Consider the following 24,594-nt stretch of genomic DNA (forward strand, 5'->3'; position numbering starts at 1 on the left):
TCGCCTTTGCGGCAGTCGTCCGCTGTAGCGGTTGTGCGTCCAATATGCGGCACATTTTTCGACGCATCCGTTTACAGTACCGCAAAGGCACCATCACACGCGGCGTAGATTGCGCTGCCGCCGGACGTTCGGCATCACAAGGGCGGCACGAAGCGAGGGGGATGATGCGGATCAGCACGGGGGAGGCAACGCCTGGATCAAGGTGGCCAACGACGCTCGCGCGCGTTCTAGCCTGTTGGTCCCTTTCGTGGCTACTCGGCATCAACACCGCCGCAGCTGCCGAAAGCGGTTTTCTCGACCCCGTAACGCTCCTGAAGCTCGGCATCGATCTCGGCATTATCGCCTTCGCAGTCGGCATGGCCATCGTGTGCCTTCGCGCCATCAAAAAAGCGCGCGTGCGTGAAGCCGCCGCAGCTGCAGAGGCCGAACGGCTATCCTTAAGTGAAAACACACTTGAGACCGTTCTTGCTGCTGAACCGCAAGCGCTTCTCACTTTGGGCGAAAACGCCGTCCCCGAACTCTTGGTCTCCAATCTACCCGGCAGCTTTGGTGTGCCACGCGAGGCCTCTCGTCTCATAGCTTTCGAGCAATGGCTTGAGGGTGTGTCGGCCGGGGATCTCGAGGCCGCCATGAAGGAGCTTGCCGAACACGGCGAACCATTCAATCTCATGCTGCGGACCAAGCGCGGGCAGTACATCGAGGCGGACGGCCGTACGGCCGGACATACGTTGGTTCTGAAGGTCCGTGACATTGCTGGTCAAAGGTCTGAACTGGCCGAACTTTCGACGAAGCACAAGGAGCTCGAAGAGCAAGTCGAAGCGCTGCGCTCTCTTCTCGCCGAAGCCAGAAAGAACCAACGCGATCATGCCGCCGCGCAGGCTCAGCTGGAGACGCCTTTAAGGACCTTCGACCGCCTTGCAACCGCGTTTGCCGTCTTCGATTCCACCCAGCGACTTGCTCACTACAACCAAGCCTATGTCGATCTCTGGCAACTAGATTCAACGTGGCTCGAGACGCGCCCGCGGGACGGTGAGATTCTCGATCGACTTCGCCAAGCCCGTCGGCTCGAAGAGCGCGCAGAGTACCGGGTATGGAAACAGGAGTGGCTCTCCTCGTATGGAACGGGCAAGCAGGTTGAAGACCGCTGGCACTTGCCGGACGGACGAATGCTTCATGTGATTGCAGATGCGAACAGCGATGGTGGCGTGACATACCTCTACGAGAATGTCACCGAACACATCGAACTGGAGAGCCGGTTCAATGCTCTGACCCAAGTACAACGTGAGACATTGGATACGTTGCGCGAGGGCGTTGCAGTGTTCGGATCAAACGGACGCCTGTGTCTCTACAATAGCGCCTTCGCTGCCATTTGGTGCCTTACGCCGAAACTACTCGACGATGAACCTCATGTGGACGAAGTCACGGCGTGGTGCAGCCTTCTCTATAACGAACCAGACCAGTGGGAGCTGACCCGAACGATCGTGACATCTATCGTGGCTGAACGGCGCCCGTATGAGGGTCAGCTAGACCGGCCCGACGGCAGTGTACTGGCGTTTGCCGCTTTGCCACTGCCTGATGGTGGGACGCTCCTTACGTACTCTGACATTACTGATTCAAAACGCGCCGAACGCGCCTTGATCGAAAAGAACGAGGCGCTCAAAACGACTGATCGTTTGAAGAGCGACTTCGTCTCGCACGTTTCATACGAACTGCGGACACCCCTCAACAGCATGCTGGGATTCGCACAGATGCTCGTCGAACCGGCCTTCGGGACCCTAACAGACAAGCAACGCGAATATGTGGATGACATTCTGTCTTCTGGAACGACGCTTCGCACCATCGTCGACGATATTCTGGATCTCGCTACGATCGACGCTGGGTCCCTGCAGCTTCAACTCGCACCGGTACGTGTGTGGTCCATTATCGAGGCCGCAAGGCAAGGCGTTGAAGAACGGCTGAAACAGAACGAGGTCACGTTAGAGATCGAGATCGAAGACGGCGTCGAAGAGGTCGTCGCGGACGCTAGCCGCGTAACGCAGATCCTCTATAATCTGCTATCTAACGCGATCGGATTCTCAGAGCCGAATTCCATAGCCCGCCTAACCTGTCGGAACGACGGTGCTATGCTCGCCTTCTCGGTGCAGGATGAGGGTCCAGGGATACCAGAGGACTTGCAAGACACCGTGTTCGACCGTTTCGAAAGCCGGACCCAAGGTTCGCGTCACCGTGGCGCGGGTCTCGGTCTATCCATCGTCAAGAGCCTCGCGGAACTACACGGAGGTACGGTTTCGCTTGAGAGCGAACCTGGGCATGGCTCCCGATTCACGGTCCTGCTACCCCTGACGCAGGACTTGGACACGCCTGAGATGGATGCAGGACCCGAACGAACCAAACGCGCCGGATGACTGAAATTTGGCGGCTCGACGGCGTCGATCTGGACCGTCTTGACCGACTTGCAAGCCGGATCGCGCTAAGCCTCAAGACGGGAGACGTTGTGACCTTGTCGGGCCCTCTGGGCGCCGGCAAAACGACGTTGGCGCGGACGCTAGTCGGCCACTTCGACCAAGGAAGCGAAGTGCCCAGCCCCACTTTCGCGTTGATCCAGCGCTATGAGACACCGAGGCTCGCGCTGAGCCACTGCGACTTCTATCGCCTCGACGACGGCGAGCTTGAAGAGCTGGGTCTAGATGATGCACTGGCAGAAGGCGCGCTGCTCATCGAATGGCCGGAGCGGGCTGCAGGCTGGCTCCCCAAGGACAGGCTCGATATCGTCTTCAACGAAACAGAGCAGTCTGAGACGCGAACGCTCGTCCTGACCGGTCATGGGGACTGGGCTGGAAGGCTGCACCGGCTCCGGGCGCTGGCCGGCTTTCTCGACCGCACCGATTTCGCCGCGGCTGACGCGCGCTATCTACAGGGGGACGCTTCAGCGCGCGGTTATGCGCGGCTTGTTCTTCCCGACAAGCAGGCGGTACTGATGAACGCGCCCCGACAACCGGACGGCCCCCCCATGCGTGACGGAAAGCCCTATAGCGCGCTCGTGCACCTTGCTGAGGATGTAAAACCCTTCGTCGCTGTCGCAGAGGCTTTGCGGGCGCTCGGCTTCGCCGCACCGGAAATCGAAGCCTTCGATCTGGAAAAAGGCTTCATCGTGCTCGAGGACTTCGGCGACTGCGTCTTCAAAACAGCCATGGCGCGCGGACGAAGCCAAGCCGAACTTTGGACTCGCGCCGTTGACGTTCTGCTGGCTCTGAGCGACGCGCCCCCCAGTGCCGCGCTGCCTGTCCCTGGGACTAGCCCATACATCCTCCCTGAGTTCGATGCCGAAGCGATGCTGATCGAGGCTTCCCTGATCGTGGAGTGGCTCTGGCCAGCCAGCCATGGAAAGGAGCTGCCGCAGGACGTGCGGGCGGAGTTTGAGTCCCTGTGGCGCCCGCACCTGGAAGCCGCGGCGCAAGCCGATCCTGGCTGGGTCCTCAGGGACTTTCATTCACCGAATTTGATGGATTTGGCAGACCGCGAAGGGATCCAGAGCGTCGGTCTCCTAGACTTTCAGGACGCACTCCGTGGCCCTGTCGCCTATGACCTTGTGTCTCTCCTTCAAGACGCACGGCTGGACGTTCCCGAAGCGCTTGAACGGGTCGAACTCGACCGGTACTGTGCGGCCCGTGCGGCACGGGGTGGGACATTCTCAAGCGATGATTTTCGGACGCTTTACGCCACGCTCGGCGCACAACGGAACTCAAAGGTGCTCGGCATCTTCACCCGCTTGGCCAAGCGCGACGGAAAGCGCGCTTACCTTGCACACATGCCGCGCGTGGCCCGTTATTTGGAGCGGAACCTGGCTCACGCGGCACTCGCTGATTTGCGAGACTTCTATGCACGGGCCTTCCCAACCGCGGAGCAGCTCCCGCCACCGTCGCTCTAGGAGGAAGCTACAATGACCCCGGTTCGAAAAGCGATGGTGCTTGCCGCGGGCTTCGGCGAACGTATGCGCCCACTCACCAATACAATGCCAAAACCACTCGTTCCTTTGATGGGACGCACACTGATCGATCATGTGCTCGACCGCCTCAGTGACGCAGGAGTCGAGTCGGCTGTGGTCAATGTGCACTATCTCCCCGAGCAGATCGAAGCACACATGGCCGCTCGCGCGGACCGCGGGCCAAAGACGGTTATCTCTGACGAGCGAGAGGAATTACTGGATACGGGAGGCGGCGTCGCCAAGGCACTGCCTTTGCTCGGGGAGGGCCCATTCTTCGTCCACAACTCGGACTCGGTCTGGAGCGAGGGCGTGACACCCGCATTACCTCATATGTCACGCCATTGGAATCCGCAGCTGATGGACTGTCTCTTGCTGCTGGCTCCTCTCTCGACGAGCATCGGTTATAGCGGGCGCGGCGATTTTGACATCAGCCCCGAGGGACACATCTCGAGACGCGGCGAACGGCAAGTTGTCCCCTTTGCATTTGCCGGCGTATCAGTTTGCTCGGCCGAAATCTTCAAAGATATCCCTGAAGGCCCCTTCTCGCTGAACCTGCTATGGGACCGTGCGCTCGCAGAACAGCGGCTCTACGGTGTGCGATTGGACGGCCGCTGGATGCATGTGGGTACGCCCGAAGCCCTCACAGAAGCTGAAGCATTGTACGAGCACGAGGGTGCGTGAGGGAGACGCGTGCCCGAGCCCCGCGTACAGCCGCGCCTCTATACAATCCCGCCTTCGGCGCCCTTCCTGACGACCCTGGCAAGAGCAGTCCTTGCCGGTGATCTACCGCAACCGGGCGGCACCAAGCCTCGTCAGTTCGACCTGCCGAATACCACAATCTATCTGCCGACGCGGCGGGCGGCGCGCACCCTGCGCGAGGCGTTCCTCGAGGAGTCCGGCGGCAAGGCCCTGCTGCTGCCCCGCATCCTAGCCTTGGGGCACACTGACGAAGACGAGGCGTCAATTCTCGCCGCCGATCAGCTGGCAGGTCCCGATAGCGATCCGGGCACGGCTGCAATTGAGCCGATGGCTCGGCTGATCGCATTGACCCGCATGATCCAGGCGTGGGCGCGAGGCGCGGCCGAGGCGGGCCCAGTCGGGCTTGCAGGGCCGCTTCCCGTGACGCCCGCCCAAGCTACGAGCCTCGCCTCTAACCTCGCGGCACTCATGGATCGCGCGCAGTCCGAGGAGGTCGATCTCAGCTCGCTTGAAAGACTTGTCCCTGAGGAACTCGCAGCGCATTGGGCGGAGACGGTCGCCTTCTTGTCTATCGTCACCGAGCAGTGGCCGGCCTACCTCAAAGATATCGGCCTTGTCTCGCCGGTCGAGCGGCGCAGCCGGCTGATGGCACAGGAAACTGAGCGGCTTGCGGGTGGTTCGCCGCATCCTGTTATTGCCGCGGGCTCCACAGGCACGGTACCCGCGACGGCGCGGCTTCTGGAAGCAATTGCCAATCTCCCGAACGGGGCAGTGGTCCTGCCTGGCCTGGATCTCCTCCTTGATGCAGAAAGCTGGGAGATGCTCCGGCACCACCCCGAACACCCGCAAGCGGGTATGGCTGAGCTTCTAAGGAAGTTGGGCGCAACGCGCGAAGAAGTGACCTTCGTACCCAGGAGCAGTCCAGGACCCGCCGAGAAGGCGCGCTTGCAACTTACCAGTGAGGCGCTGCGGCCTGCCGAGACGACGGATCGTTGGCCCGCTGTCTTCGCCGTCTCGCCCGCTGAAGCTCAGTCCCTTTACACTCAGGGATTAGCCGGCGTTAGCCTCATCGAAGCTCCCACGGCTCATGACGAGGCGGAGGTCATTGCTTTGATCTTGCGATCGTGTGTCGAGCATCCTTCACGGACGGCAGCGCTCGTAACCCCCGACCGAGAGCTCGCCCGCCGTGTGGCGGCACGTCTGAAGGATTTTGACATCTTCATCGACGACTCCGCAGGGACACCAGTCCGGCGCACGCCACCCGGGGCATTTCTCGACCTGGTCCTCGCAGCCATAGAGCGCAATTTCGCGCCACCCGACCTGATGGCGCTGCTCAAACACCCGCTGACACGCCTATCCCGTCCTGCGGGCGAGATACGGCGCCTTGGACGCGTTCTCGAACGAGCAGTCTATCGGGAAGACCATCTCGGTCGTGGTCTTGCGGACGCCGCCAAGACGCTCGAGAGGCTTGGCTCGGGTGGGCCCATCACGCAAGCCGAGGCCGCAGCGGCACGAACTCTTGTCGCTTCCCTTCAGGCGGCTTTCGCGCCAATGGCGACGCTGTTTCAGGACAATGCGCTCCACAGCATAGCGACGCTGGTGACGGCGCACGTGGCGGCAGCGGAGGCCCTTGGGGCCCATGAGACAGAAGCCTTGCCGCTGTGGAGCGGCGATGCGGGCGAGGCGCTAACCGTATCCCTCTCCCGATTGATTGAAGACGGTAGCGGTTTCGAGATGACCGCGCGCGACTATCCGGCTGTCTACCGAACCCTTCTCGCAGGGCAAACCGTCCGACCTTCGCGCCCTGCCCACCCCCGGCTATCTATCTGGGGCCAGTTGGAGGCGCGACTGCAGCAGCCCGATCTGATGGTCTTGGGAGGGCTGAATGAAGGCACTTGGCCGAAGCCGCAAGAGGCAGATCCTTGGCTCAGTCGGCCCATGCGTGAAGAGCTCGGGCTGTCGCCGCCGGAGCGGCGCATCGGTCTTGCGGCCCACGACTTTGCCCAGGCGCTGGGTGCGAAGTCCGTCGTTTTGAGCCGCGCGCTGAAAGTCGAAGGCGTACCAACTGTCCCCTCGCGCTGGCTGCAGCGGCTTCAGGCCCTCACTGAGGCTACGGGGCTGACCGATTCTCTCGCCCCTAGCCAGGATTGGATCGCCTGGGCGCGCGAGCGCGACGCCGTTGAAACGTTCGAGCCCGCAAGTCCGCCTCGGCCGTGCCCGCCCGTCTCTGCGCGGCCGCGCAGCTTGAGCGTCACCCAGGTGGAGCGCTGGATTGCAAACCCCTATGAGATCTATGCGCGACACATCCTCAACCTTGTTCCGCTGGCCCCGCTTGGAGCCGAACCGGACATAGCGATGCGCGGTTCCGTCTTTCACGCGATCCTTTGCCGGTTCACTGCGGCATATCCCGACTCGCTGCCAGACGACATTGAGGCCGTACTCACGGAGATCGGCGAGCGCATCTTCGACACCCTAGGCGACAACGCCAGCCTGCGTGCGTTCTGGCGATCCAGCTTCCATCGTTTCGCCGCATGGTTCGCAGCATCGGAACCGGGTCGCCGCGCGCATGTCACGGAGTCGCTTGCGGAAGTGCCCGGGGCACTGGTGTTGCCTTCAGGCTTTCGATTGACCGCCCGCGCCGACCGCATCGACACAACGGACAGCGGGTCCCTAGTCATCTACGACTACAAGACCGGCAGCCCGCCAAACCAAGGTCACGTCGCGGAACTCTATCGGCCACAGCTGCCGCTCGAGGCAGCGATTGCGCAAGGCGGCGGCTTTGGCGAACTGGGTCGCCGCGATGTCGGCGGACTCGCCTACATCCATATTTCGGGCCGCGGTGACGGCGGCGCCGAGCAAGCTGCCAGCAAAGTTGGTCCGGAAGTCCTCGCCGCAGTTGCGCTCGAACAGCTCGAAGCGTTGATCGCTCGATTCAACAAGGCCGATACGCCATACGAGGTTAAGCGCCGCGCAAATGCCGCCTTCGCACCGGCTTACCGATTTGACGCGTATGCGCAACTGGCACGCGTGGCTGAATGGCTAGCCGAGGGCGAAGGAACATGAGCGGTCGGTCGGAACTCGTTCAAACCGCGGACGCTAACCAAGCGCGTGCCGCCGAGCCCAACGCGTCCGTCTGGGTTTCTGCTAACGCTGGGACCGGCAAAACGGCCGTACTCGTAAGACGCTTCCTGCGACTCTTGCTGGCGGGCGTCTCACCTGAATCCATCTTGTGCCTCACGTACACAAAGACCGCCGCCGCCGAAATGCAGAACCGCCTGCTCAAGACGTTGTCGGGCTGGGCGCTGATGCCAGAGCCTACGATGCGCGAACAACTCGGCAAGGTTCTCCGTCAACCCTTTGGCGACGAGGACATAAGGACGGCGCGGCGCCTATTTGCGCGAGTGCTTGAGGCACGTGGCGGGCTGAAGATCTACACGATCCATGGCTTCTGTGAACGGCTGCTGCAGCGCTTCCCCTTGGAGGCAAGCGTCACCCCAAATTTTGCGGTGCTCGATGAGACAGACGCCGCACGCCTACGCGACGAAGCTTTCGATTCTGTTGCGATAGAGGCGGCGTCTGCGCCGGATGGCCCGCTCCCGCGCGCGCTGACCGAGGTCGTCGCCTTGACGAGTGAAGACCAGTTTCGCGCCGTCGTCGGCGAAATTCTCGCAAAGCGTGCGGAGCTCGCGCGAATTGTGCGGCAGCACACTGGACGATCGCCGGTACCGAACTGGCCTTCCGCAGAAACCGAGGCGCTGAAGTCCTTCTTTGGTGTTGCCGATGCGAACGAAGATTCGCTCGTTGCTGCACAGAGCGCCGTTCTTTCAGATCAACACATTGACGCGATGCTCGCCGCTATCGGTGAGTTCGGCAGCACGAACGACGATCAGCGAACTAAGGTCGCGTTGCGGAACGCACGGCAACTTGCCGGACAGAACCGCGCGGCGGCGTTCGAACCAATGTTCTTGACGAAGGACGGCAAGCCACGCTCACGCCTTTGCAGTGCTGGCATGAAGAAGCACGCCGCCGATATCGTGACGAAGCTTCAAGAAGCAAAGACTGACTGGCTAGACATTCGCAACGACCTTGCTGAATTGCGCGTGGTTGAAGCAACCGGTGCTGTGCTGACATTCGCCGACGCTGTGCTGAGCAGGTATGAGACTGCAAAGCGGCGCGAAGCCGCCCTCGATTATGACGATCTCATCGTCAAGACACTCGACCTTCTGTCTCGGAGCAACGCGGCCGCTTGGGTTCTCTACAAGATTGACGGTGGCATCGACCACGTCCTTGTTGACGAAGCCCAGGATACGAACCCAGAGCAATGGTCAATTGTCCAGGCGCTGGCTGAGGAGTTCTTCGCAGGCGTGAGTGCGCGACCGCAGCCCCGCACCCTGTTTGCCGTGGGCGATGAAAAACAATCGATCTATAGCTTCCAAGGCGCCAACCCTGTGCGCTTCGGCGAAACTGGGCGTCATTTCCGTTCCGTGGCGAAAGCGGCGGAGATGCCCTGGTACGATGTCCCGCTCAATGTATCTTTCCGGTCCACGGTTCCCGTGCTGGATGCTGTCGATCGTGTCTTCGCTCAGGATGACGCGGCGCGCGGGCTTACGTTCCTCAACGGAACGGTGATCGAGCACTATGCGGCGCGGCAGGGGCAGGCTGGGCTGGTCGAAGTCTGGGACGTCGAAAAAACGGCACCACCCGCAGACAGCGCGCCTTTCGAACCTTGGAACGAGGACGAGAGTGGCACAGACGCGCTGGAGACCCTGTGTCAGCGGCTCGCCGCACAGATCCGGCACTGGCTCGATACGGGAGAGAAACTAGAGTCCCGGGATCGTCCGATCCGCGCAGGCGACATCCTCATTCTCGTACGCCGGCGAGAGCCATTCACCGCTCCAATGATCCGCGCACTCAAGCGAGCCGGCATCCCCGTTGCCGGGGCAGACCGTATGCGCCTACTGGAGCAGCTTGCGGTGCAAGACCTTATGGCTCTTGCGGATGTTCTACTAATGCCCGAAGACGACTTGTCGTTGGCAGTTGTACTGCGGAGTCCGCTTTTCGGTCTCGATGAGGCCGCTCTGTTCGATTTGGCCTACGGGCGCAGGGGCTCGCTCTGGTCCGCCCTACTCGCCAAAGCGGAAGACGACACGCGGTTCACGAAAGCGGCCACCGAGTTGCGTCGACTTCTGGGCCGGGCCGATACGATGCCGCCCTTCGAATTCTACACCTCGCTCTTAGGCAGTCAGTCCATGCGCAAGCGCATGCTGACCCGGCTCGGGCCCGAAGCTGCCGAAGCTATCGATGAGTTCTTAGATGCGGCACTGGCCTACGAACGCGAGGCCGCGCCTTCACTTCAAGGATTCATAGCGACCCTGCGTGAGGGCGATATCGACGTCAAACGCGATATGGACCAAGACCGCGATGAAGTGCGCATCATGACAGTGCACGGAGCAAAAGGTCTGCAAGCCCCGATCGTCATCATGCCCGACACATGCTCGGTCCCGCGTCGTCAGAGACTGCAGATCTACCTCGTACCTCGTGGAGGCGCTACTGGAGGTGCCCCGAATCATCTGATTTGGCCACCCGCAGGGCATTCTGGCGTGCCCGGTCTCGCCAACGCAAAGACGGCCGTGGCGCAAGCGGAGCAGGAAGAGTACAGGCGGCTGCTCTATGTCTGTATGACACGCGCAGAGGATCGGCTCTATGTGTGCGGCTGGCAAGGCGTGCAGCGGCGCAGCGAGGGCTGCTGGTACGATCTGATAGACCGGGGCCTGAGTCCTTATCTAGCGGCCGCGGAAGATTGGCAGGGGCGCGTCGTCCATCGCATGTCGTGTTCGCAGGAAGGAGCGCCGCAAAAGGATGGGGTCGCGCCCATCCGAGGCGCGCCGGTCCCCCTACCCGACTGGGCGCGAACACCTGCGCCACAGGAACGGCATGGCGCCAAGCTCTCTCCCTCGCGACTTGCCCTGGATGCCACGGGCGAGAGCCCGTTCGGTGCCGAACTGCCGCCGCTTGGGCCCACGGCGCTGGCCCAAGACATGCGCTTCGTGCGCGGCCGGCTGATCCATTCCCTGCTGCAGTATTTGCCGCAGGTTGCGCCGGACAAGCGCGCACAAGCAGCGGAACGCTTTGTGACGTCGCGTGGCGAGATGCTCTCCGAGGAGGCGCGAGAAGCCATTGTTTCAGAGTCCCTCACCATTGTTGGGGATCCGCGCTTCGCACCGGTCTTTGCGCCTACGAGCCTTGCTGAGGTGCCCGTGGTGGCGCGAATTGGAGTGGGAGACAGCGCAGTCGAGCTGGAGGGGCAGATCGACCGTCTCGCCATATTGGAGAGCGGGTTGCTGATATTGGACTACAAGACGAACCGGCCGCCGCCCGAGAGGGAGGAGGACGTGGCGCCTGCCTATATTGGGCAGTTGGCCGCTTACAGGCTCGCTCTCCGGGGCATGTTTCCCGGTCAACCCATCCGGGCTGCACTTCTATGGACCGACGGGCCTCACCTCATGGAGATCTCTTCAACTTTGCTTGACGCGTCCGAAAACGAAATCTTGCAAGCGCGGCGGCCTTGACGCCTCTGAGGGCCGCACCTAGGTTCCGGGAGCAACAGACGAGCTGGCCGGATGCGCTGGCTGGCGATGAGGAGAGACGATCGATGGCGACCGACAAGGTTTCAGACGACACGTTCGAGGCAGAAGTTCTTAAGTCTTCCACGCCAGTTGTAGTGGATTTTTGGGCCGAGTGGTGTGGCCCCTGCCGTCAGATCGCGCCTGCGCTGGAAGAGATTGCTCAGGACCTCGGTGACAAGGTGAAGATCACAAAGCTCAACATCGACGAGAACCCCGACGCGCCCGCGAAGTACAATGTTCGGGCTATTCCCACGCTGATCATCTTCAAGGATGGCGAGGTCGTCGATACGCTCCGCGGCGCCTATCCCAAGAACCAACTCGCGGCTTGGATCGGTGGCGCTGTGGACGGGTTCGCATAAAGCCACTCTACGTAAGTTTAGCGGCCCGAATGGAGCCTGAGAACGTGACCCGCAAGATACAGCGATCCGCATAAGAGGACGCGCACGGGCTCTTCTCCCGACGCCGAGCGCCGCAAGGCCTCCTGAACGCTGTGCGCGGGCACAGCATCGAACCCTGCACTCTTCGCAACCTCTGCCAATTCGGCCGCATCGAAGGCATTTGCCTCCCCCGGGATTGGCACCGTGTAGATGCGTTCTGCAAGCCCGTTGAACGGGGCAATGAAGCGATGCGCGTCCTTCGTATCCATCATGCCCCAGATCACATGCACGGGCCGTGGGACGCGCTCATCGAGTGCGGCTAGCGTGTCTGCAACCGCCTGCCCTCCAGCCTCATTGTGACCGCCGTCCAGCCAGATTTCCGTGCCTTCGCTCGCGTAGGCATGAAGGGTGCCAACAGACAAGCGTTCAAGCCGCGCAGGCCAGTATGCGTTCGTCACACCGGCCTCGATCGCCTGTTGGGCGAGCGTATCGCCGAACACCACGCTAGCGGCAGCAATCGCAACGCCCGCGTTGTCAATTTGATGTCGGCCGGCTAGGCGCGGCAGCGGCAAGTCTAGCAATCGCGATGCTGTCTGAAAGATCAATCGTGCTTGCTGCTCGTGGGCATCGAAATCGCGCCCAGCGACATGCAACGGCGCGCCAACCTCTGCCGCGCGGGCCTCGATGACTTCGAGGGCTTCGGGTTCCTGGCGACCGACAATGCATGGCACCTCAGGCTTTAGGATGCCCGCCTTTTCGGCAGCGATTTTGGGAAGCGTATCACCAAGAAACGACACATGGTCGATAGCGATAGGGGTGATGATCGTGAGCGCCGGTTTCTTGACCACGTTCGTCGCATCGAGACGCCCGCCCAAGCCTGTCTCAAGCAAGAGCAAGTCGGCCGGCGCCTCAGAAAATGCCAAGAATGCCGCTGCCGTCGTGATCTCGAAAAGCGTGATCAGCGCACCGCCATTGGCTGCCTCGGTGCGTTCCAGACAATCGACGAGGCGTTCCTCGCTGATCGGCGATGCGCCACCCGGCCCTGCCAGCACGATGCGTTCGTGGAAGTCCACTAAATGGGGCGAAGTGTATACGTGCACCTGCTTCGAGAGCGCCTCAGAGATCGCACGCACGAAGGCCAGTGTTGAGCCTTTGCCGTTGGTGCCGGCGATGTGTACGACGGGCGGCAGCTTGTCCTGCGGATTTCCAAGCCGATCCAGAAGCCTCTCGATGCGTCCGAGAGACAAATCGATCGACTGCGGATGGAGCGATTTCAGCCGCTCCAGAAGCGTCGAGCTCACAACCTCGGATGGGTCGGGCATCGCGCCGCGAGCACTATCGGGGAGAGTGGTCAATCCTCTATCGGCCTTATCGAAGGTACCTTGTTTCAGGTGCCTAGCATGGCCCGTCTTGATCGAAGGGGCCAGCCCGACGCAACTTATGCATTATGAGATGTTTGTTGATTAGCGCCAGTGGTTGGAGCTTGGGCCACGACTTTTCCAGCCTCCGGCTCCTCGCGATCGCTTCTATCAAGCCCGTTCCCGCTTGGCCTTGCAGGATCACTTTCCGCATCCGCCGTAGACTGCTCGATCGCTGAACCGTTGTCAGCGGGTCGATGCGTGATCGCTTCTGCCTCATCGTCGACCGCAACATCCTGGCGGCGATGAAGAAGCAGATTGCACAGGCGCGCCAACGTGGCGCGCAGATCATGGCGGTGGATCACCATATCAACCATGCCGTGTTCCAATAGATACTCCGAACGCTGGAATCCGGCGGGAAGTTGCTCTCGGATTGTTTGCTCGATCACGCGCGGCCCTGCGAAGCCGATTAGCGCGCCCGGTTCGGCAATATGAATATCGCCGAGCATGGCGTAGGAAGCGGTCACCCCGCCCGTGGTCGGGTTGGTGAGAACCACGATATAGGGAAGCGCGGCCTCCCGCAGCTCCTGCACGGCGACTGTCGTGCGTGGCATCTGCATGAGCGAGAGGATTCCTTCTTGCATGCGCGCGCCCCCTGACGCCGCAAAAAGAATAAAGGGGGCGTTTCGCACCAGCGCCGCACGCATTGAGGAAATGACCGCCTCCCCGGCGGCTGTACCCAAGGAGCCACCCATGAAGTCGAAATCTTGAACGGCCGCAACGACGGTATCACCGTGTAGCTTGCCAAGCCCTGAGTGAAGAGCGTCATTCAGCCCTGTCTTGCTTCGGGCATCTTTCAGGCGATCCGTATAGCGGCGCTCGTCGCGAAACTTGAGGGGATCGTAAGGTACGTCCGGCAAATGCAGCGGGGCATACTTCCCATCGTCGAATAGCGCCTTGAGACGAGCGGGCCCGGTCATGCGCATGTGGAAATTAGACCCGGGCACGACGAACTGATTGGCCTCGAGATCCTTGTAATAGATCATCTGCCCAGTCTCGGGACATTTGACCCACAGATTATCCGGTATTTCCTTCTTCCGAAGGAAACTGCGGATTTTGGGTCTGACGACGCTATTGATCCAGTTCACTGGTCCAACTCTCTACGCTGCTACCGTTCTAGATCGCCGGGGCTTCCGCGCGCCGGCGGAGCGGCTCTGAAAGATACTCGACAAGCCCCAGGAGTTTAGGTTTCGTCTCCGCTGTCGCTCGCTCGTTCTCGTCAAGTGTGCTCCCAATCGTCGCAACCAGGGCCGACCCGACAACCACACCCTCTGCAAGTGCCGCCAGATCGCGGACTTGCTCGGGGGTCTTGACCCCAAAACCGATCGCGATGGGCAGGTCGGTATGGGCCTTGATACGGGCCACATGCGCACCAACCGACGAGACATCAGGCGCGGCGGTACCGGTGATCCCGGCGATTGAGACATAGTAGACAAAACCGGAGGTGTTCGCGAGCACGGCGGGAAGACGCCGCTCGTCGGTCGTCGGAGTTGCTAACCTAATGAAGTTTAAAGCTCTTTCGGCAGTAACAGGACGGAGTTCCTCGTCTTCCTCAGGCGGCATATCCACGATAATCAGCCCATCGACACCCGCCTCGCTCGCATCAGTCACGAAGCGGTCGACGCCATAGACATAGATCGGATTGTAGTAGCCCATGAGCACGATCGGGGTGGAAGTATTCTCGGTCCTGAAGTCGCGAACCATGGCCAGGGTCTTCTTCATCGTCTGACCAGCCTTCAAGGCCCGAAGCGACGAAGCTTGAATGGCCGGGCCGTCAGCCATCGGGTCGGAGAACGGCATGCCGAGCTCGACAATATCTGCGCCGGCCCCTGGAAGACCCTTCAAGAGCGACAACGACGTGTCGTAGTCCGGATCGCCCGCCGTAATGAATGTAACGAGCCCGCCTCGCCCCTCCGCTTTGAGCTTTGCGAACGTTTGGTCTATCCGCGTCATACCTACATTTCCATCGAGAGGTGCTCGGCAACCGCAAAGATGTCTTTGTCGCCGCGACCACACATGTTCATGACCAACAAATTGTCTTTCGAAAGCTGGGGCGCAATCTTCTGCACATGAGCTAGCGCGTGAGACGGTTCAAGCGCTGGGATGATCCCTTCGAGTTTGGTGCAGAGTTGGAAAGCCGCAAGCGCTTCCTTGTCGGTTACGGCCACGTATGTGACGCGACCGCTATCCTTAAGCCATGAGTGTTCAGGCCCAACGCCCGGGTAGTCGAGCCCGGCCGAAATAGAGTGACCTTCAAGGATTTGGCCATCATCGTCCTGGAGCAAATACGTTCTGTTGCCGTGCAGAACTCCTGGCTCACCGCCCGTCATAGACGCTGCGTGACCATTGGGTACATCGAGCCCATGACCTCCTGCCTCGACGCCATATATCTTCACAGAGCGGTCATCCAGAAATGCATGAAACAAACCCATCGCATTGGACCCGCCGCCGATGCAGGCCACGAGCGTGTCAGGTAAACGCCCTTCGCGCTCCATCATCTGCTCGCGCGTTTCCTTTCCGATCACCGACTGGAAGTCTCTGACCATCGCCGGATAGGGGTGCGGCCCCGCCACAGTGCCGATAATGTAGAAAGTGTCGTGCACATTCGCGACCCAATCGCGCAACGCATCGTTCATGGCATCCTTTAGCGTGCCGGAACCGGACGTGACCGGATTGACCTTTGCCCCAAGTAGCCGCATCCGGAAGACATTTGGCTTCTGACGCTCAATGTCCGTGGCGCCCATGTAAATTTCGCATGGGAGCCCAAAACGAGCGGCCACCGTCGCCACAGCGACGCCATGCTGCCCGGCGCCCGTCTCGGCAATGATGCGAGTCTTGCCCATGCGCTTCGCGAGTTGGATCTGCCCCAGACAATTATTGATCTTGTGGGAACCGGTATGGTTGAGCTCGTCACGTTTGAAGTAGATCTTGGCGCCGGCAAAGTGCTCGGTAAGCCGCTCAGCGAAATATAGCGGGCTCGGACGCCCCGAATAATGGGTATTTAGAGAATCGAGTTCTGCTTGAAAGGCCGGGTCGGACTTGGCCTCGTTATAGGCCTGTTCCAGGTCCAAGATCAGTGGCATGAGCGTCTCGGCCACATAGCGTCCGCCGAACAGGCCGAAATGGCCGTGGTCGTCCGGCCCACTGCGATAGGTATTCAATGCATCGGTCATTGTGCTCATGATGCTTTCTTCTGTTTTGGCGCGGCCTCGCGGACCGCGTGAACGAACTGATTGATAAGAACTGAATCCTTCTCGCCAGGCGCCGTCTCAACGCCAGACGAAACGTCGACGAGCGCCGCACCCGACTGGCGAATGGCCTCGGCAACATTGTCAGCATCCAGACCGCCTGAGAGCGCGAACGGCGCCGCTGCCGCCTCCAGAATTGCCCAGTCGAAAGACAAGCCGTTCCCACCGGGTAGCTCTGAGCCCGGGGGCGCCTTTGTATCGAAGAGGATTCGATCCGCCACGGCACTATAACGTTCCGCAGCCGCTACCTCCCAGGCATCAGAGACGGGGACAGCCTTGAAAACGGTCAAACCGGCTCGCGTCTTGATTGCGCCCACGCGTTCTGGCGTCTCAGCGCCGTGCAGTTGGAGAACGTCCGGCCGAACGTTGGCAACAATTCGGTCGACCAGATCATCGTCCGGGTCGACCACGACCGCGACTGTTCTGGCACGCCTACCTACGGCGCCGGCTAAATCGACCGCATCCGGAACTGTGAGATTACGCGGACTCTTGGGGAAGAAGACGAATCCCACAAACTCGGCGCCAGCGCTGATGGCGGCTTCGAGGATGGCAGGCGTCCGCACGCCGCAGATTTTAACTTCGACAGTCACGTGGGCTCTTCATAAGGGTTGTGACACGAGGGGCACCCGATAGCGGGGTCCAAGGCGGCGTTCACCCTATGAAATCCAAGCGCCTAAGTCCATCGCACCGCAATATAGGGCTTACCGATCAACGCGCTGGCGCCAGCGATAGCCTGCGACACCCGCCCAGATCGCTTCCAGCACCCCAAAAGGCCAAGCGCCCTGCAAGAACCCATACGCCGACCCGAGGAGACAGGCAAACGCGAATGCGAGGATAAACCAGGGGCTGCGGTCTTCTAGGGCGTAGGTGACCAGCATCGCCGTCACAGCAAAGAGACCAAAGCCAGTCAAAAAGTCCATTGAGGCACGCCTATTCGGCGGGGATCTGAGGCCGCTGCTGAGACGCGTTGACCGATTCCAGCTCGCGCTCCAAGCGATCCGCCTGGCGACGCCAGTCTCGTGCCTCGCGGGCTTCGGCGCGAGCTGTACGACGCCATTTTCCCTGACTTAGCCAGGAGGCGAATCCGCCGATTAGCAGGCCCAGAGCAAAGGCGCAAAGCAGAAATAGAAACAGAGGCGCCTCGACTATGTAACCCTGCTCACCGCCAAATGGATCGAGAATGAGTTCGGCTGGGCTACGATTGACAACGGCAAGGGCGATCAACGCCAGGCCGAGCGGGATAACGACAAGTCCCAAAACGAGCTTCCGGGTCACGTCTCGATCCTCGAGAGGCCCGTCAAGAGCCACACGCAGTTCGCGCTAAGCGCTCCCCTGATTGGTTTCGGGGTTGAGGCGTTCGCGCAATTCCTTGCCTGTCTTGAAGAAAGGCACATACTTGTCCTCAACGAAGACCGTATCGCCTGTACGCGGGTTACGACCCTGACGTGCCGCGCGATGCTTCACGGTGAAGGCCCCAAAGCCGCGCAGTTCAACACGGTCCCCGCGCGCCAAGGCGCCCGTTATCTCGTCGAGAATGATATTGATGATGCGCTCAACATCACGATGAAACAAATGCGGATTGGCGGCGGCCACCCGCTGAATCAGTTCAGACTTTATCATTGGCACGCCCCGAACGAACCGCAGACCAGTCTTGCTGCGATCCATGCCCCACTAATTTGAAACAGGGTGCCAAACCGAGACAAGACCGTCAAGTTCAAGTACTGCGGTCGCCTCGTCCAGCCATGCGGAAACACTGCTGCCAGAAAGACCAAATGCGGTCGCTACAGTATCAGCAGCAAGACCAAGAAAGCCCGTATCCTCGGTAGCCGGCTTCCATTGTCGAACTCTCAAGCCCGTCTGGACGCCGCGTTCCTTTACAAGCCAAGCGCGAGCAGCACGCTCATCCCCGATCTGATCCGCAAGAAGGTATTCGACCGCCTGACGTCCCGAATAGATGCGTCCCTTGGTTAGTCCTGGAACCGCATCTGGCCGAATCTCGCGACGCGTCTTCACCAGGCCTACGAACCAATCCATGGCGTCGTTGACCATCTCTTCGGTGACCTCGCGGGCCTCCTCGGTCGTCGGCTCGAAAGGACTGGGCACGGCTTTCAGGGAACCGCTCTTCACATCCTCGAACTGAATACCCAGGGTCTTCATCAGCTCAGTCACATTGGCCCATTGGAAGACCACGCCAACGGAGCCCGTGATTGTGTTGCCGTAGACGAAAATCCTGTCAGTCGCGAGGGCGACGATGTAGGCAGCAGAGGTCGCGAGAGTCCCGCAGGTTGCAACCACGGGTTTCTTCTCAGACAGGCGGCGGATCGCGTCGTAGAGCGCTTCTCCCCCGGTGGTCGTCCCGCCAGGACTATTGACCTCGACAATCACCGCCTTGACTTGGCTGGCCTTGCCGACCCGATCGATGAGGTCGATCATCTTTCGGTCGTTTGTGATCACACCATTGATGCTAATCCGCGCCACGTGCGGCAAAATCCCGCCCGAGCCGCCCGTTTGTGAGGTCCCCATGAGAAGCGACCCCAGAAACAGCACCGCGAGTAGCACGGCGGCGATGCGCCACACGGAAACACGGCGCTTGAGGCGGCGTCGTTCGACTACGCGTTCTACGTCAAGGCTCATATGTTGCGACTCGAGTATTGCCGCTTAGGGCACATCTACGCGGATTGCGACTTGTGTTCAAAAAGGGGTGGGCCGCAGTTTAATCGACTACGGCCCGAGAGACATCGAAAATCTGGCGCCTGTGAGGCGCGCGAACTCACGAGTCCGCCGAGGGCTCGTCCGTGTCCTCGCTGCTCGCCGCTGACTTGGCTGCGCGCTTGGACTTGGGCTTTGGCGCCGCCTCAGCTTCCGCGTCGGCTGCTGTCTCTGCTGCTTCTTCTTCAGGTCCCTCGTCGCCATCCTTGGCCTTGTTGAGGGCTGCGCCGAGAATATCGCCGAGTGAGGCGCCGGAATCGGTCGAGCCGTATTGGGCCACCGCTTCCTTCTCCTCGGCAATCTCCAACGCCTTGATGGACGCAGAGATCTTTCGGGCCTTCTGATCGACTTGCGTCACCACGGCATCGAACTTCTCGCCGACACCGAAGCGATCGGGACGTTGTTCCGAGCGATCGCGAGACAGGTCGGAACGGCGGATGAACGTCGTCAAATCGTGATCGAGGAGCTTGGCCTCAATACCATTGTCCTTCACAGCCGTGACCTCGCAAGTCACACGTGCGCCCTTGCCAAGCTTCTCGGAAGAAGCTGCGCCTTCGAATGGATCGGCGCTGAGTTGCTTGATGCCTAGGCTAATGCGTTCCTTGTCTGAGTCGGCCTCCAAAACGACCGCCTTCACAGTGTCACCCTTCTTGTAGTCCTTGAGGGCTTCCTCCCCGGACTTGGACCAGTCCAAATCCGATAGATGGACCATGCCGTCGATCCCGCCATCCAGGCCTACGAATAGACCGAACTCGGTGATGTTGCGGATCTGACCCTCGATCTCGGTGCCCGGCTGGTGCGCTGCCGCAAAGGCAACCCAAGGGTTTTCCTGGGTCTGCTTTAGACCGAGCGAGATCCGACGCTTGTCGGGATCGACCTCCAGAACTTGGACTTCAACCTCCTGGCTCGTGGAAATGATTTTGCCAGGATGAATGTTCTTCTTTGTCCAACTCATCTCGGAGACGTGGATCAGACCCTCGACCCCAGGCTCTAACTCAACGAATGCACCGTAGTCGGTGATGTTGGTGACCGTGCCGGTGAAGCGCGCCTCAATTGGGTACTTGGCGGCGATGCCTTCCCATGGATCTGCCTCAAGCTGCTTGATTCCGAGGCTGATGCGCTGCGTGTCCGGGTTTATACGGATGATTTGTACCTTCACCGTATCGCCAACGTTGACGATCTCGCTCGGGTGGTTGACACGCCGCCACGCCATATCGGTGACGTGGAGCAAGCCGTCGATGCCGCCGAGATCGATGAAGGCGCCGTAGTCGGTGATGTTCTTCACAACGCCGTCGACGACCTGACCTTCCTGAAGGCGCGAAACAATCTCGCCGCGCTTCTCAGCGCGAGACTCTTCCAGAACAGAGCGTCGTGACACAACAATATTGCCGCGGCGCCGGTCCATTTTGAGGATCTGGAAAGGCTGCGGAGTGTTCATTAGAGGGCCGACATCGCGGATCGGGCGAATATCAACCTGGCTGCCAGGGAGGAAAGCCACAGCACCGTCGAGGTCGACAGTGAAGCCGCCCTTGACGCGATTAAAGATAACGCCTTCGACCTTCTCATTCGCCTTGTACTTCTCCTCAAGACGGACCCAGCTTTCTTCGCGGCGGGCCTTCTCGCGTGACAACACTGCCTCGCCGGCTGCGTTCTCGACACGCTCGAGATAGACGTCGACTTCGTCGCCTTCCGAGAGCGTGGAGGGGGCGCCGGCGACGCCAAATTCTTTCAGGGGGACACGGCCCTCTGTCTTCAGGCCTACGTCGATAATCGCGACATCTTTCTCGATGCTGACGACAGTTCCTTTGACCACACTGCCTTCCACAAGCGCTGCGCCGGTCAGAGATTCCTCGAGAAGCGCTGCGAACTCGTCGTGGCTGGGCTGGCTGATGCTGGTCTGCGGTTCGCTCATTTGTACTCCTACTCGGCGTTCGTCATTTACACGGAGCCATATGCGGCCGAACCCGAGGTTTGATATTGATGTAATGCGGGGAAGACGATTCGAGCCGTTGCCACTTGCCGTGACCCGGACCGCCTCGCTCAACCGCGCGAAAAAGTCATTCTTGCTTGCTCAAATACGACGGGCCAACGCCGATTGGGCATGACCTCAACCGGCCCGGCCCGCGCGGCTCGTCGCAGCCTCGATCAGATCGAGCGCTGCCCTGAACGCCGCGTCTATACTCAAATTTGTTGTATCGAGCAAGGCCGCGTCTGGAGCCTGTAGCAGCGGCGCGACCCCTCTGGTCGAGTCGCGCTCGTCCCGCACCCGGATGTCCGCGAGAACGGCCTCCTCGGTAACCGCTATTCCTCGGGCACTAAGCTCCAAGAAGCGGCGTGCGGCCCTCACCTCAGGAGTTGCGGTCACGAAGAGCTTCACATCCGCTTCAGGGCACACCACTGTGCCGATATCTCGACCGTCCAGCACCGCGCCGCGATCGCCCTTCGCAAAGTCACGCTGATACTGGAGAAGCACCGCCCGCACCTGGGGATGCCGAGCAACCCGGGACGCGGCCTCGCCCGCGCCAGCAGTCCGCAGTTCGGGATCCTCTAGCATTGCGAACGCAAGCTTCGCAGCCACCTCGGCCGTCGCTTCCGCATCGTCCAAATCGACGCCGCGCACCAACGCATCCCGCCCCACAGCGCGGTAGAGCAGGCCCGTGTCGAGATGTGGCAGCCCATGATGCGAAGCAACCCGCTCGGCCAATGTTCCCTTGCCGGAGGCAGCCGGCCCGTCCATCGCGATAATCATCCGAAGCGCGCTCCCAAGCTGCCCATGAGCGGGACGAAATTCGGAAAGCTCGTAGCAATCATGCGGATGTCGTCCACCACGACGGGCTCCTCTGAGGCGAAGCCCAGGGTCAAAAACGACATCGCGATCCGGTGGTCCATATGGGTCTCCACGGACCCGCCGCCGCGGACGGTTTGCGCGCCCGTTACAATGAGGTCGTCCCCCTCAATGCGCGCCGCAACACCGCAGGCCGCAAGACCAGCGGCAGCGGCGGCCAGGCGATCGCTTTCTTTGACCTTTAGTTCGCCAAGACCTTCCATCCGGGTCTCGCCCTCCGCGAAAGCGGCAAGCACGGCGAGTATAGGGTACTCGTCAATCATGGACGGGGCGCGCTCCGGCGCTACGCGAATGCCCTTCAACGCGCTTGACCGGACACGCAGATCGCCGACCGGTTCGCCCGCGGCGTCGTGCTCGTTCAAGATCTCGACGTCCGCACCCATCTCCTTCAACGTTCTCAGAAAACCGGTACGTGTGGGATTGAGCAGTATATTCGCTATCATGAGGTCTGAACCCGGGCAGACCAAAGCGGCCGCAACAAGAAATGCCGCGGAGCTTGGATCACCCGGAACGACCACATGCGCTCCGCGAAGCTCCGCATCGCCGGTCACCGTGATGGCGCGCGAGTCATCTTCGCCAATCGCGACATTCACCTCGGCGCCGAAGTATCGAAGCATGCGCTCCGTGTGGTCGCGCGTCGGAAGCGGTTCAATAACGGTCGTTTTCCCCGGCGCATGCAATCCAGCCAATAGCACTGCCGACTTCACTTGCGCGGAAGGTACGGGCAGCTCGTAGATAATCGGCAACAAGTCGTCTGTACCAACAACCGTGAGCGGCAAAGTATCCTTGTCGTCCTCCACGACCAGGCCCATTTCCGACAACGGCCTCAAGACGCGCTTCATGGGACGCCGGCAAAGAGACTCATCTCCCGTAAGAGAGACGCGCCACGGGTACCCGGCCAGCACGCCAAGCATGAGGCGACTGGCAGTGCCTGAGTTGCCAAAATCAAGAACAGTCTCTGGCGGACAGAGCCCGCCGACCCCCCGGCCCAGGATCTGAAGAGCATCTCCCTCTCGTTTCACAGAAGCACCAAGCGTTTCCATGGCGCGCGCTGTTGCCAGAACGTCCTCGGCCTCTAGCAGGCCGTCAATGCGCGTTGTCCCGGTTGCAAGACTCGCCAAGATGAGCGCGCGGTGCGAGATCGACTTATCCCCCGGAACGGTCACGTGGCCGGAAATGGCAGAGGATCGGCGAGCTGTGAGTGGCTGCTGCATAGGGGTCAGATTGCTGTTTGAGGATGTTTGATAGCTTTTGACACTACGGATGAGGCGTGGCAATGGGGAGTCACGCTTTGACTATGTTTGAGGAGAGTCATGTCGAAACCCGCACGGGGAACCAAGCGCGTCTGCGCGAGCTGTGACGCGCGGTTTTACGATCTGGGTCGTTCACCGATTATCTGCCCTGTCTGCGGCGCTGTTTACCAAGTCGCGACAACGACGCGGCGCGGCGCGGCTGCCGCGACCGTGAAGCCGGCACCCGAGACTCAGACTGAAGAAGACGACAAGCCAGCAGTGGCCGATGCCGAGGTGATCAGCCTCGATGAGGCCGAGGAAGCTGAGGAGTCTGCTGTCGGAGATGACGACATCGTCGATATCGGAGACGACGACGAAGACATTCCCGACAGCGATGATCAGGATGCGTTTCTCGAGGACGACGAAGAGGAAGACACCGACGTTACTGGTATTGTGAAGAACGAACGGGAAGACGAAAGCTAGGGTCGCCCAATGTGATCGGCCGGCGACCCCTCGATTGGTACCTGCCCAACCGCTACCGCACGTCGCATTTCGCTTGAACGAACTGGCTGCACGGAATAAACGATGCGGTCTGAAATCAGCGGCATCGCGGCATAGCCGGAGGTTCCGCCAGTTTCCGCTTAGGGGCCATAGCTCAGTTGGGAGAGCGCGTGAATGGCATTCACGAGGTCGGCGGTTCAATCCCGCCTGGCTCCACCAAGTCCCCGCATTGCCGCCTGTTGATGTCCTATCGGATATGCCCCAAGCGCTCCCAGGCAACCGCCAGTGCCTTAGACGATAACGTCTGCCTTCTCATCAATGATCTGCTGAGAGGTCGGCTTGATTGTGTTGTCGTCGATGCAGTCGAAGCGGCCCTAGCTCGAGGCCGTCTCGGAAAGACACGCGACAGCCTGCGCGAATGTCGCTTCGATATGCGTCGTGTCCTTAAGCGCCCAAGCAACAAGGCTAGCCCCTTCCAAGAGGCTAAGAAGCATTGTCGCCGTCTGACGAACGTCGAGGTCTGCGCGAAACGCCCCATCGGCAATACCGTCGCGCACCACACCGGACAGCCAGTCGAGATGCAGCTCGAAAAATGTCGAGACTTGTAGGCGCATCGACTCCGGCAAAGCTGCAGCTTCCGCCGACAATGCCGCGCATAGAGGCATCAACCCACCGCGGAGGCTGTCCACAAAGAAGCCGCTGTATATCGCGAGCCGGGCTTTCGCAGATGACTCCTCCTCAAGGACCTTAGCCAGCGCGACCTTGAAGTCGGCCAAATAGCCGTCAATCAGCGCAACGCCCAGACCTTCCTTTCTCGGGAAGTGGTGATGGATGCTTGCCTTGCGAATACCGACTCTCTTCGCCAAGTCTGCATAGCTAAAAGCTGCATACCCGCGTGTTCGGGCAAGCGTCTCCGCCTCCTTCAGCAAGAGGTCGCGTGTTCCAATCGACATT

General features: G+C 60.6%; 20 protein-coding genes and 1 tRNA gene. 8 read left to right on the top strand and 13 right to left on the bottom strand.

Going from position 1 to position 24,594, the window contains the following annotated elements; translation table 11 throughout:
- The first annotated feature begins 164 nt into the window (after positions 1-164).
- From AC33YF_RS00350 to trxA, 6 genes are all read left to right on the top strand, one after another.
- Positions 165-2,405, top strand: coding sequence for a sensor histidine kinase (locus AC33YF_RS00350; RefSeq protein WP_491775196.1), 2,241 nt, complete (start codon positions 165-167; stop codon positions 2,403-2,405).
- Positions 2,402-3,928 (top strand): tRNA (adenosine(37)-N6)-threonylcarbamoyltransferase complex ATPase subunit type 1 TsaE, encoded by a 1,527-nt coding sequence (gene tsaE, locus AC33YF_RS00355; RefSeq protein ID WP_491775197.1) that lies wholly within the window; start codon positions 2,402-2,404, stop codon positions 3,926-3,928. Before AC33YF_RS00350 ends, tsaE begins: the two co-directional genes overlap by 4 nt.
- A 12-nt stretch (positions 3,929-3,940) precedes the next feature.
- Positions 3,941-4,666, top strand: a complete 726-nt coding sequence (locus AC33YF_RS00360; protein ID WP_491775198.1) for a nucleotidyltransferase family protein — start codon at positions 3,941-3,943, stop codon at positions 4,664-4,666.
- A 9-nt stretch (positions 4,667-4,675) separates the two neighbouring features.
- A complete protein-coding gene (gene addB, locus AC33YF_RS00365; RefSeq protein ID WP_491775199.1) occupies positions 4,676-7,747 on the top strand; it encodes a double-strand break repair protein AddB in 3,072 nt (1,023 codons plus the stop codon).
- Entirely contained in the window at positions 7,744-11,253 is a 3,510-nt protein-coding gene (addA, locus tag AC33YF_RS00370; protein WP_491775200.1) for a double-strand break repair helicase AddA, read from the top strand. Before addB ends, addA begins: the two co-directional genes overlap by 4 nt.
- Before the next feature lie 83 nt (positions 11,254-11,336).
- Positions 11,337-11,669 (top strand): thioredoxin, encoded by a 333-nt coding sequence (gene trxA, locus AC33YF_RS00375; protein WP_491775201.1) that lies wholly within the window; start codon positions 11,337-11,339, stop codon positions 11,667-11,669.
- A 17-nt stretch (positions 11,670-11,686) separates the two neighbouring features.
- Here trxA and AC33YF_RS00380 read toward each other — a convergent pair whose 3' ends face one another.
- The 12 genes from AC33YF_RS00380 to aroA form a co-directional block, all read right to left on the bottom strand.
- The gene (locus tag AC33YF_RS00380; RefSeq protein WP_491775202.1) at positions 11,687-13,042 is read right to left on the bottom strand and encodes a bifunctional folylpolyglutamate synthase/dihydrofolate synthase; all 1,356 of its coding nucleotides are present in this window, start codon (positions 13,040-13,042) and stop codon (positions 11,687-11,689) included.
- 83 nt (positions 13,043-13,125) lie between these two features.
- A complete protein-coding gene (accD, locus tag AC33YF_RS00385; RefSeq protein ID WP_491775203.1) occupies positions 13,126-14,193 on the bottom strand; it encodes an acetyl-CoA carboxylase, carboxyltransferase subunit beta in 1,068 nt (355 codons plus the stop codon).
- A 28-nt stretch (positions 14,194-14,221) separates the two neighbouring features.
- Positions 14,222-15,058 (bottom strand): tryptophan synthase subunit alpha, encoded by an 837-nt coding sequence (gene trpA / locus AC33YF_RS00390; protein WP_491775204.1) that lies wholly within the window; start codon positions 15,056-15,058, stop codon positions 14,222-14,224.
- Positions 15,059-15,060: 2 nt separating this feature from the next.
- Entirely contained in the window at positions 15,061-16,287 is a 1,227-nt protein-coding gene (gene trpB, locus AC33YF_RS00395; RefSeq protein ID WP_491775205.1) for a tryptophan synthase subunit beta, read from the bottom strand.
- Positions 16,284-16,943, bottom strand: coding sequence for a phosphoribosylanthranilate isomerase (locus AC33YF_RS00400; RefSeq protein WP_491775206.1), 660 nt, complete (start codon positions 16,941-16,943; stop codon positions 16,284-16,286). The genes trpB and AC33YF_RS00400 overlap by 4 nt, the downstream gene beginning before the upstream one ends.
- 111 nt (positions 16,944-17,054) lie before the next feature.
- On the bottom strand, positions 17,055-17,273 hold the full coding sequence (locus AC33YF_RS00405) for a hypothetical protein (RefSeq protein ID WP_491775207.1): 219 nt from the start codon (positions 17,271-17,273) through the stop codon (positions 17,055-17,057).
- 10 nt (positions 17,274-17,283) lie between these two features.
- A complete protein-coding gene (locus tag AC33YF_RS00410) occupies positions 17,284-17,628 on the bottom strand; it encodes a LapA family protein (protein ID WP_491775208.1) in 345 nt (114 codons plus the stop codon).
- A 45-nt stretch (positions 17,629-17,673) separates the two neighbouring features.
- The gene (gene ihfB, locus AC33YF_RS00415) at positions 17,674-17,973 is read right to left on the bottom strand and encodes an integration host factor subunit beta (protein ID WP_491775209.1); all 300 of its coding nucleotides are present in this window, start codon (positions 17,971-17,973) and stop codon (positions 17,674-17,676) included.
- Positions 17,974-18,024: 51 nt separating this feature from the next.
- Positions 18,025-18,987 (bottom strand): signal peptide peptidase SppA, encoded by a 963-nt coding sequence (sppA, locus tag AC33YF_RS00420; protein WP_491775210.1) that lies wholly within the window; start codon positions 18,985-18,987, stop codon positions 18,025-18,027.
- Positions 18,988-19,123: 136 nt separating this feature from the next.
- Entirely contained in the window at positions 19,124-20,974 is a 1,851-nt protein-coding gene (gene rpsA / locus AC33YF_RS00425) for a 30S ribosomal protein S1 (protein WP_491775211.1), read from the bottom strand.
- Between the two features lie 195 nt (positions 20,975-21,169).
- On the bottom strand, positions 21,170-21,811 hold the full coding sequence (gene cmk / locus AC33YF_RS00430) for a (d)CMP kinase (RefSeq protein WP_491775212.1): 642 nt from the start codon (positions 21,809-21,811) through the stop codon (positions 21,170-21,172).
- On the bottom strand, positions 21,808-23,121 hold the full coding sequence (aroA, locus tag AC33YF_RS00435; RefSeq protein WP_491775213.1) for a 3-phosphoshikimate 1-carboxyvinyltransferase: 1,314 nt from the start codon (positions 23,119-23,121) through the stop codon (positions 21,808-21,810). Before aroA ends, cmk begins: the two co-directional genes overlap by 4 nt.
- Positions 23,122-23,220: 99 nt before the next feature.
- Between aroA and AC33YF_RS00440 the strand changes: the two genes are divergently transcribed.
- Together AC33YF_RS00440 and AC33YF_RS00445 are read left to right on the top strand one after the other, a co-directional pair.
- The gene (locus AC33YF_RS00440; protein ID WP_491775214.1) at positions 23,221-23,622 is read left to right on the top strand and encodes a TIGR02300 family protein; all 402 of its coding nucleotides are present in this window, start codon (positions 23,221-23,223) and stop codon (positions 23,620-23,622) included.
- A gap of 161 nt (positions 23,623-23,783) precedes the next feature.
- Positions 23,784-23,859 (top strand) — tRNA-Ala (locus tag AC33YF_RS00445).
- A 155-nt stretch (positions 23,860-24,014) separates the two neighbouring features.
- Here AC33YF_RS00445 and AC33YF_RS00450 read toward each other — a convergent pair.
- On the bottom strand, positions 24,015-24,593 hold the full coding sequence (locus AC33YF_RS00450; RefSeq protein WP_491775215.1) for a TetR/AcrR family transcriptional regulator: 579 nt from the start codon (positions 24,591-24,593) through the stop codon (positions 24,015-24,017).
- Position 24,594: the final 1 nt, after the last annotated feature.

Source organism: Methyloceanibacter sp. (assembly GCF_058506495.1).

Excerpts from the sequence above, each read along its gene's own strand:
- AC33YF_RS00350 (WP_491775196.1), top strand. The coding sequence starts at position 165 with ATGCGGATCAGCACGGGGGAGGCAACGCCTGGATCAAGGTGGCCAACG.
- tsaE (WP_491775197.1), top strand. The coding sequence starts at position 2,402 with ATGACTGAAATTTGGCGGCTCGACGGCGTCGATCTGGACCGTCTTGAC.
- AC33YF_RS00360 (WP_491775198.1), top strand. The coding sequence starts at position 3,941 with ATGACCCCGGTTCGAAAAGCGATGGTGCTTGCCGCGGGCTTCGGCGAA.
- addA (WP_491775200.1), top strand. The coding sequence starts at position 7,744 with ATGAGCGGTCGGTCGGAACTCGTTCAAACCGCGGACGCTAACCAAGCG.
- trxA (WP_491775201.1), top strand. The coding sequence starts at position 11,337 with ATGGCGACCGACAAGGTTTCAGACGACACGTTCGAGGCAGAAGTTCTT.
- trpA (WP_491775204.1), bottom strand. The coding sequence starts at position 15,058 with ATGACGCGGATAGACCAAACGTTCGCAAAGCTCAAAGCGGAGGGGCGA.
- trpB (WP_491775205.1), bottom strand. The coding sequence starts at position 16,287 with ATGAGCACAATGACCGATGCATTGAATACCTATCGCAGTGGGCCGGAC.
- AC33YF_RS00405 (WP_491775207.1), bottom strand. The coding sequence starts at position 17,273 with ATGGACTTTTTGACTGGCTTTGGTCTCTTTGCTGTGACGGCGATGCTG.
- ihfB (WP_491775209.1), bottom strand. The coding sequence starts at position 17,973 with ATGATAAAGTCTGAACTGATTCAGCGGGTGGCCGCCGCCAATCCGCAT.
- sppA (WP_491775210.1), bottom strand. The coding sequence starts at position 18,987 with ATGAGCCTTGACGTAGAACGCGTAGTCGAACGACGCCGCCTCAAGCGC.
- rpsA (WP_491775211.1), bottom strand. The coding sequence starts at position 20,974 with ATGAGCGAACCGCAGACCAGCATCAGCCAGCCCAGCCACGACGAGTTC.
- cmk (WP_491775212.1), bottom strand. The coding sequence starts at position 21,811 with ATGATTATCGCGATGGACGGGCCGGCTGCCTCCGGCAAGGGAACATTG.
- aroA (WP_491775213.1), bottom strand. The coding sequence starts at position 23,121 with ATGCAGCAGCCACTCACAGCTCGCCGATCCTCTGCCATTTCCGGCCAC.
- AC33YF_RS00440 (WP_491775214.1), top strand. The coding sequence starts at position 23,221 with ATGTCGAAACCCGCACGGGGAACCAAGCGCGTCTGCGCGAGCTGTGAC.
- AC33YF_RS00450 (WP_491775215.1), bottom strand. The coding sequence starts at position 24,593 with ATGTCGATTGGAACACGCGACCTCTTGCTGAAGGAGGCGGAGACGCTT.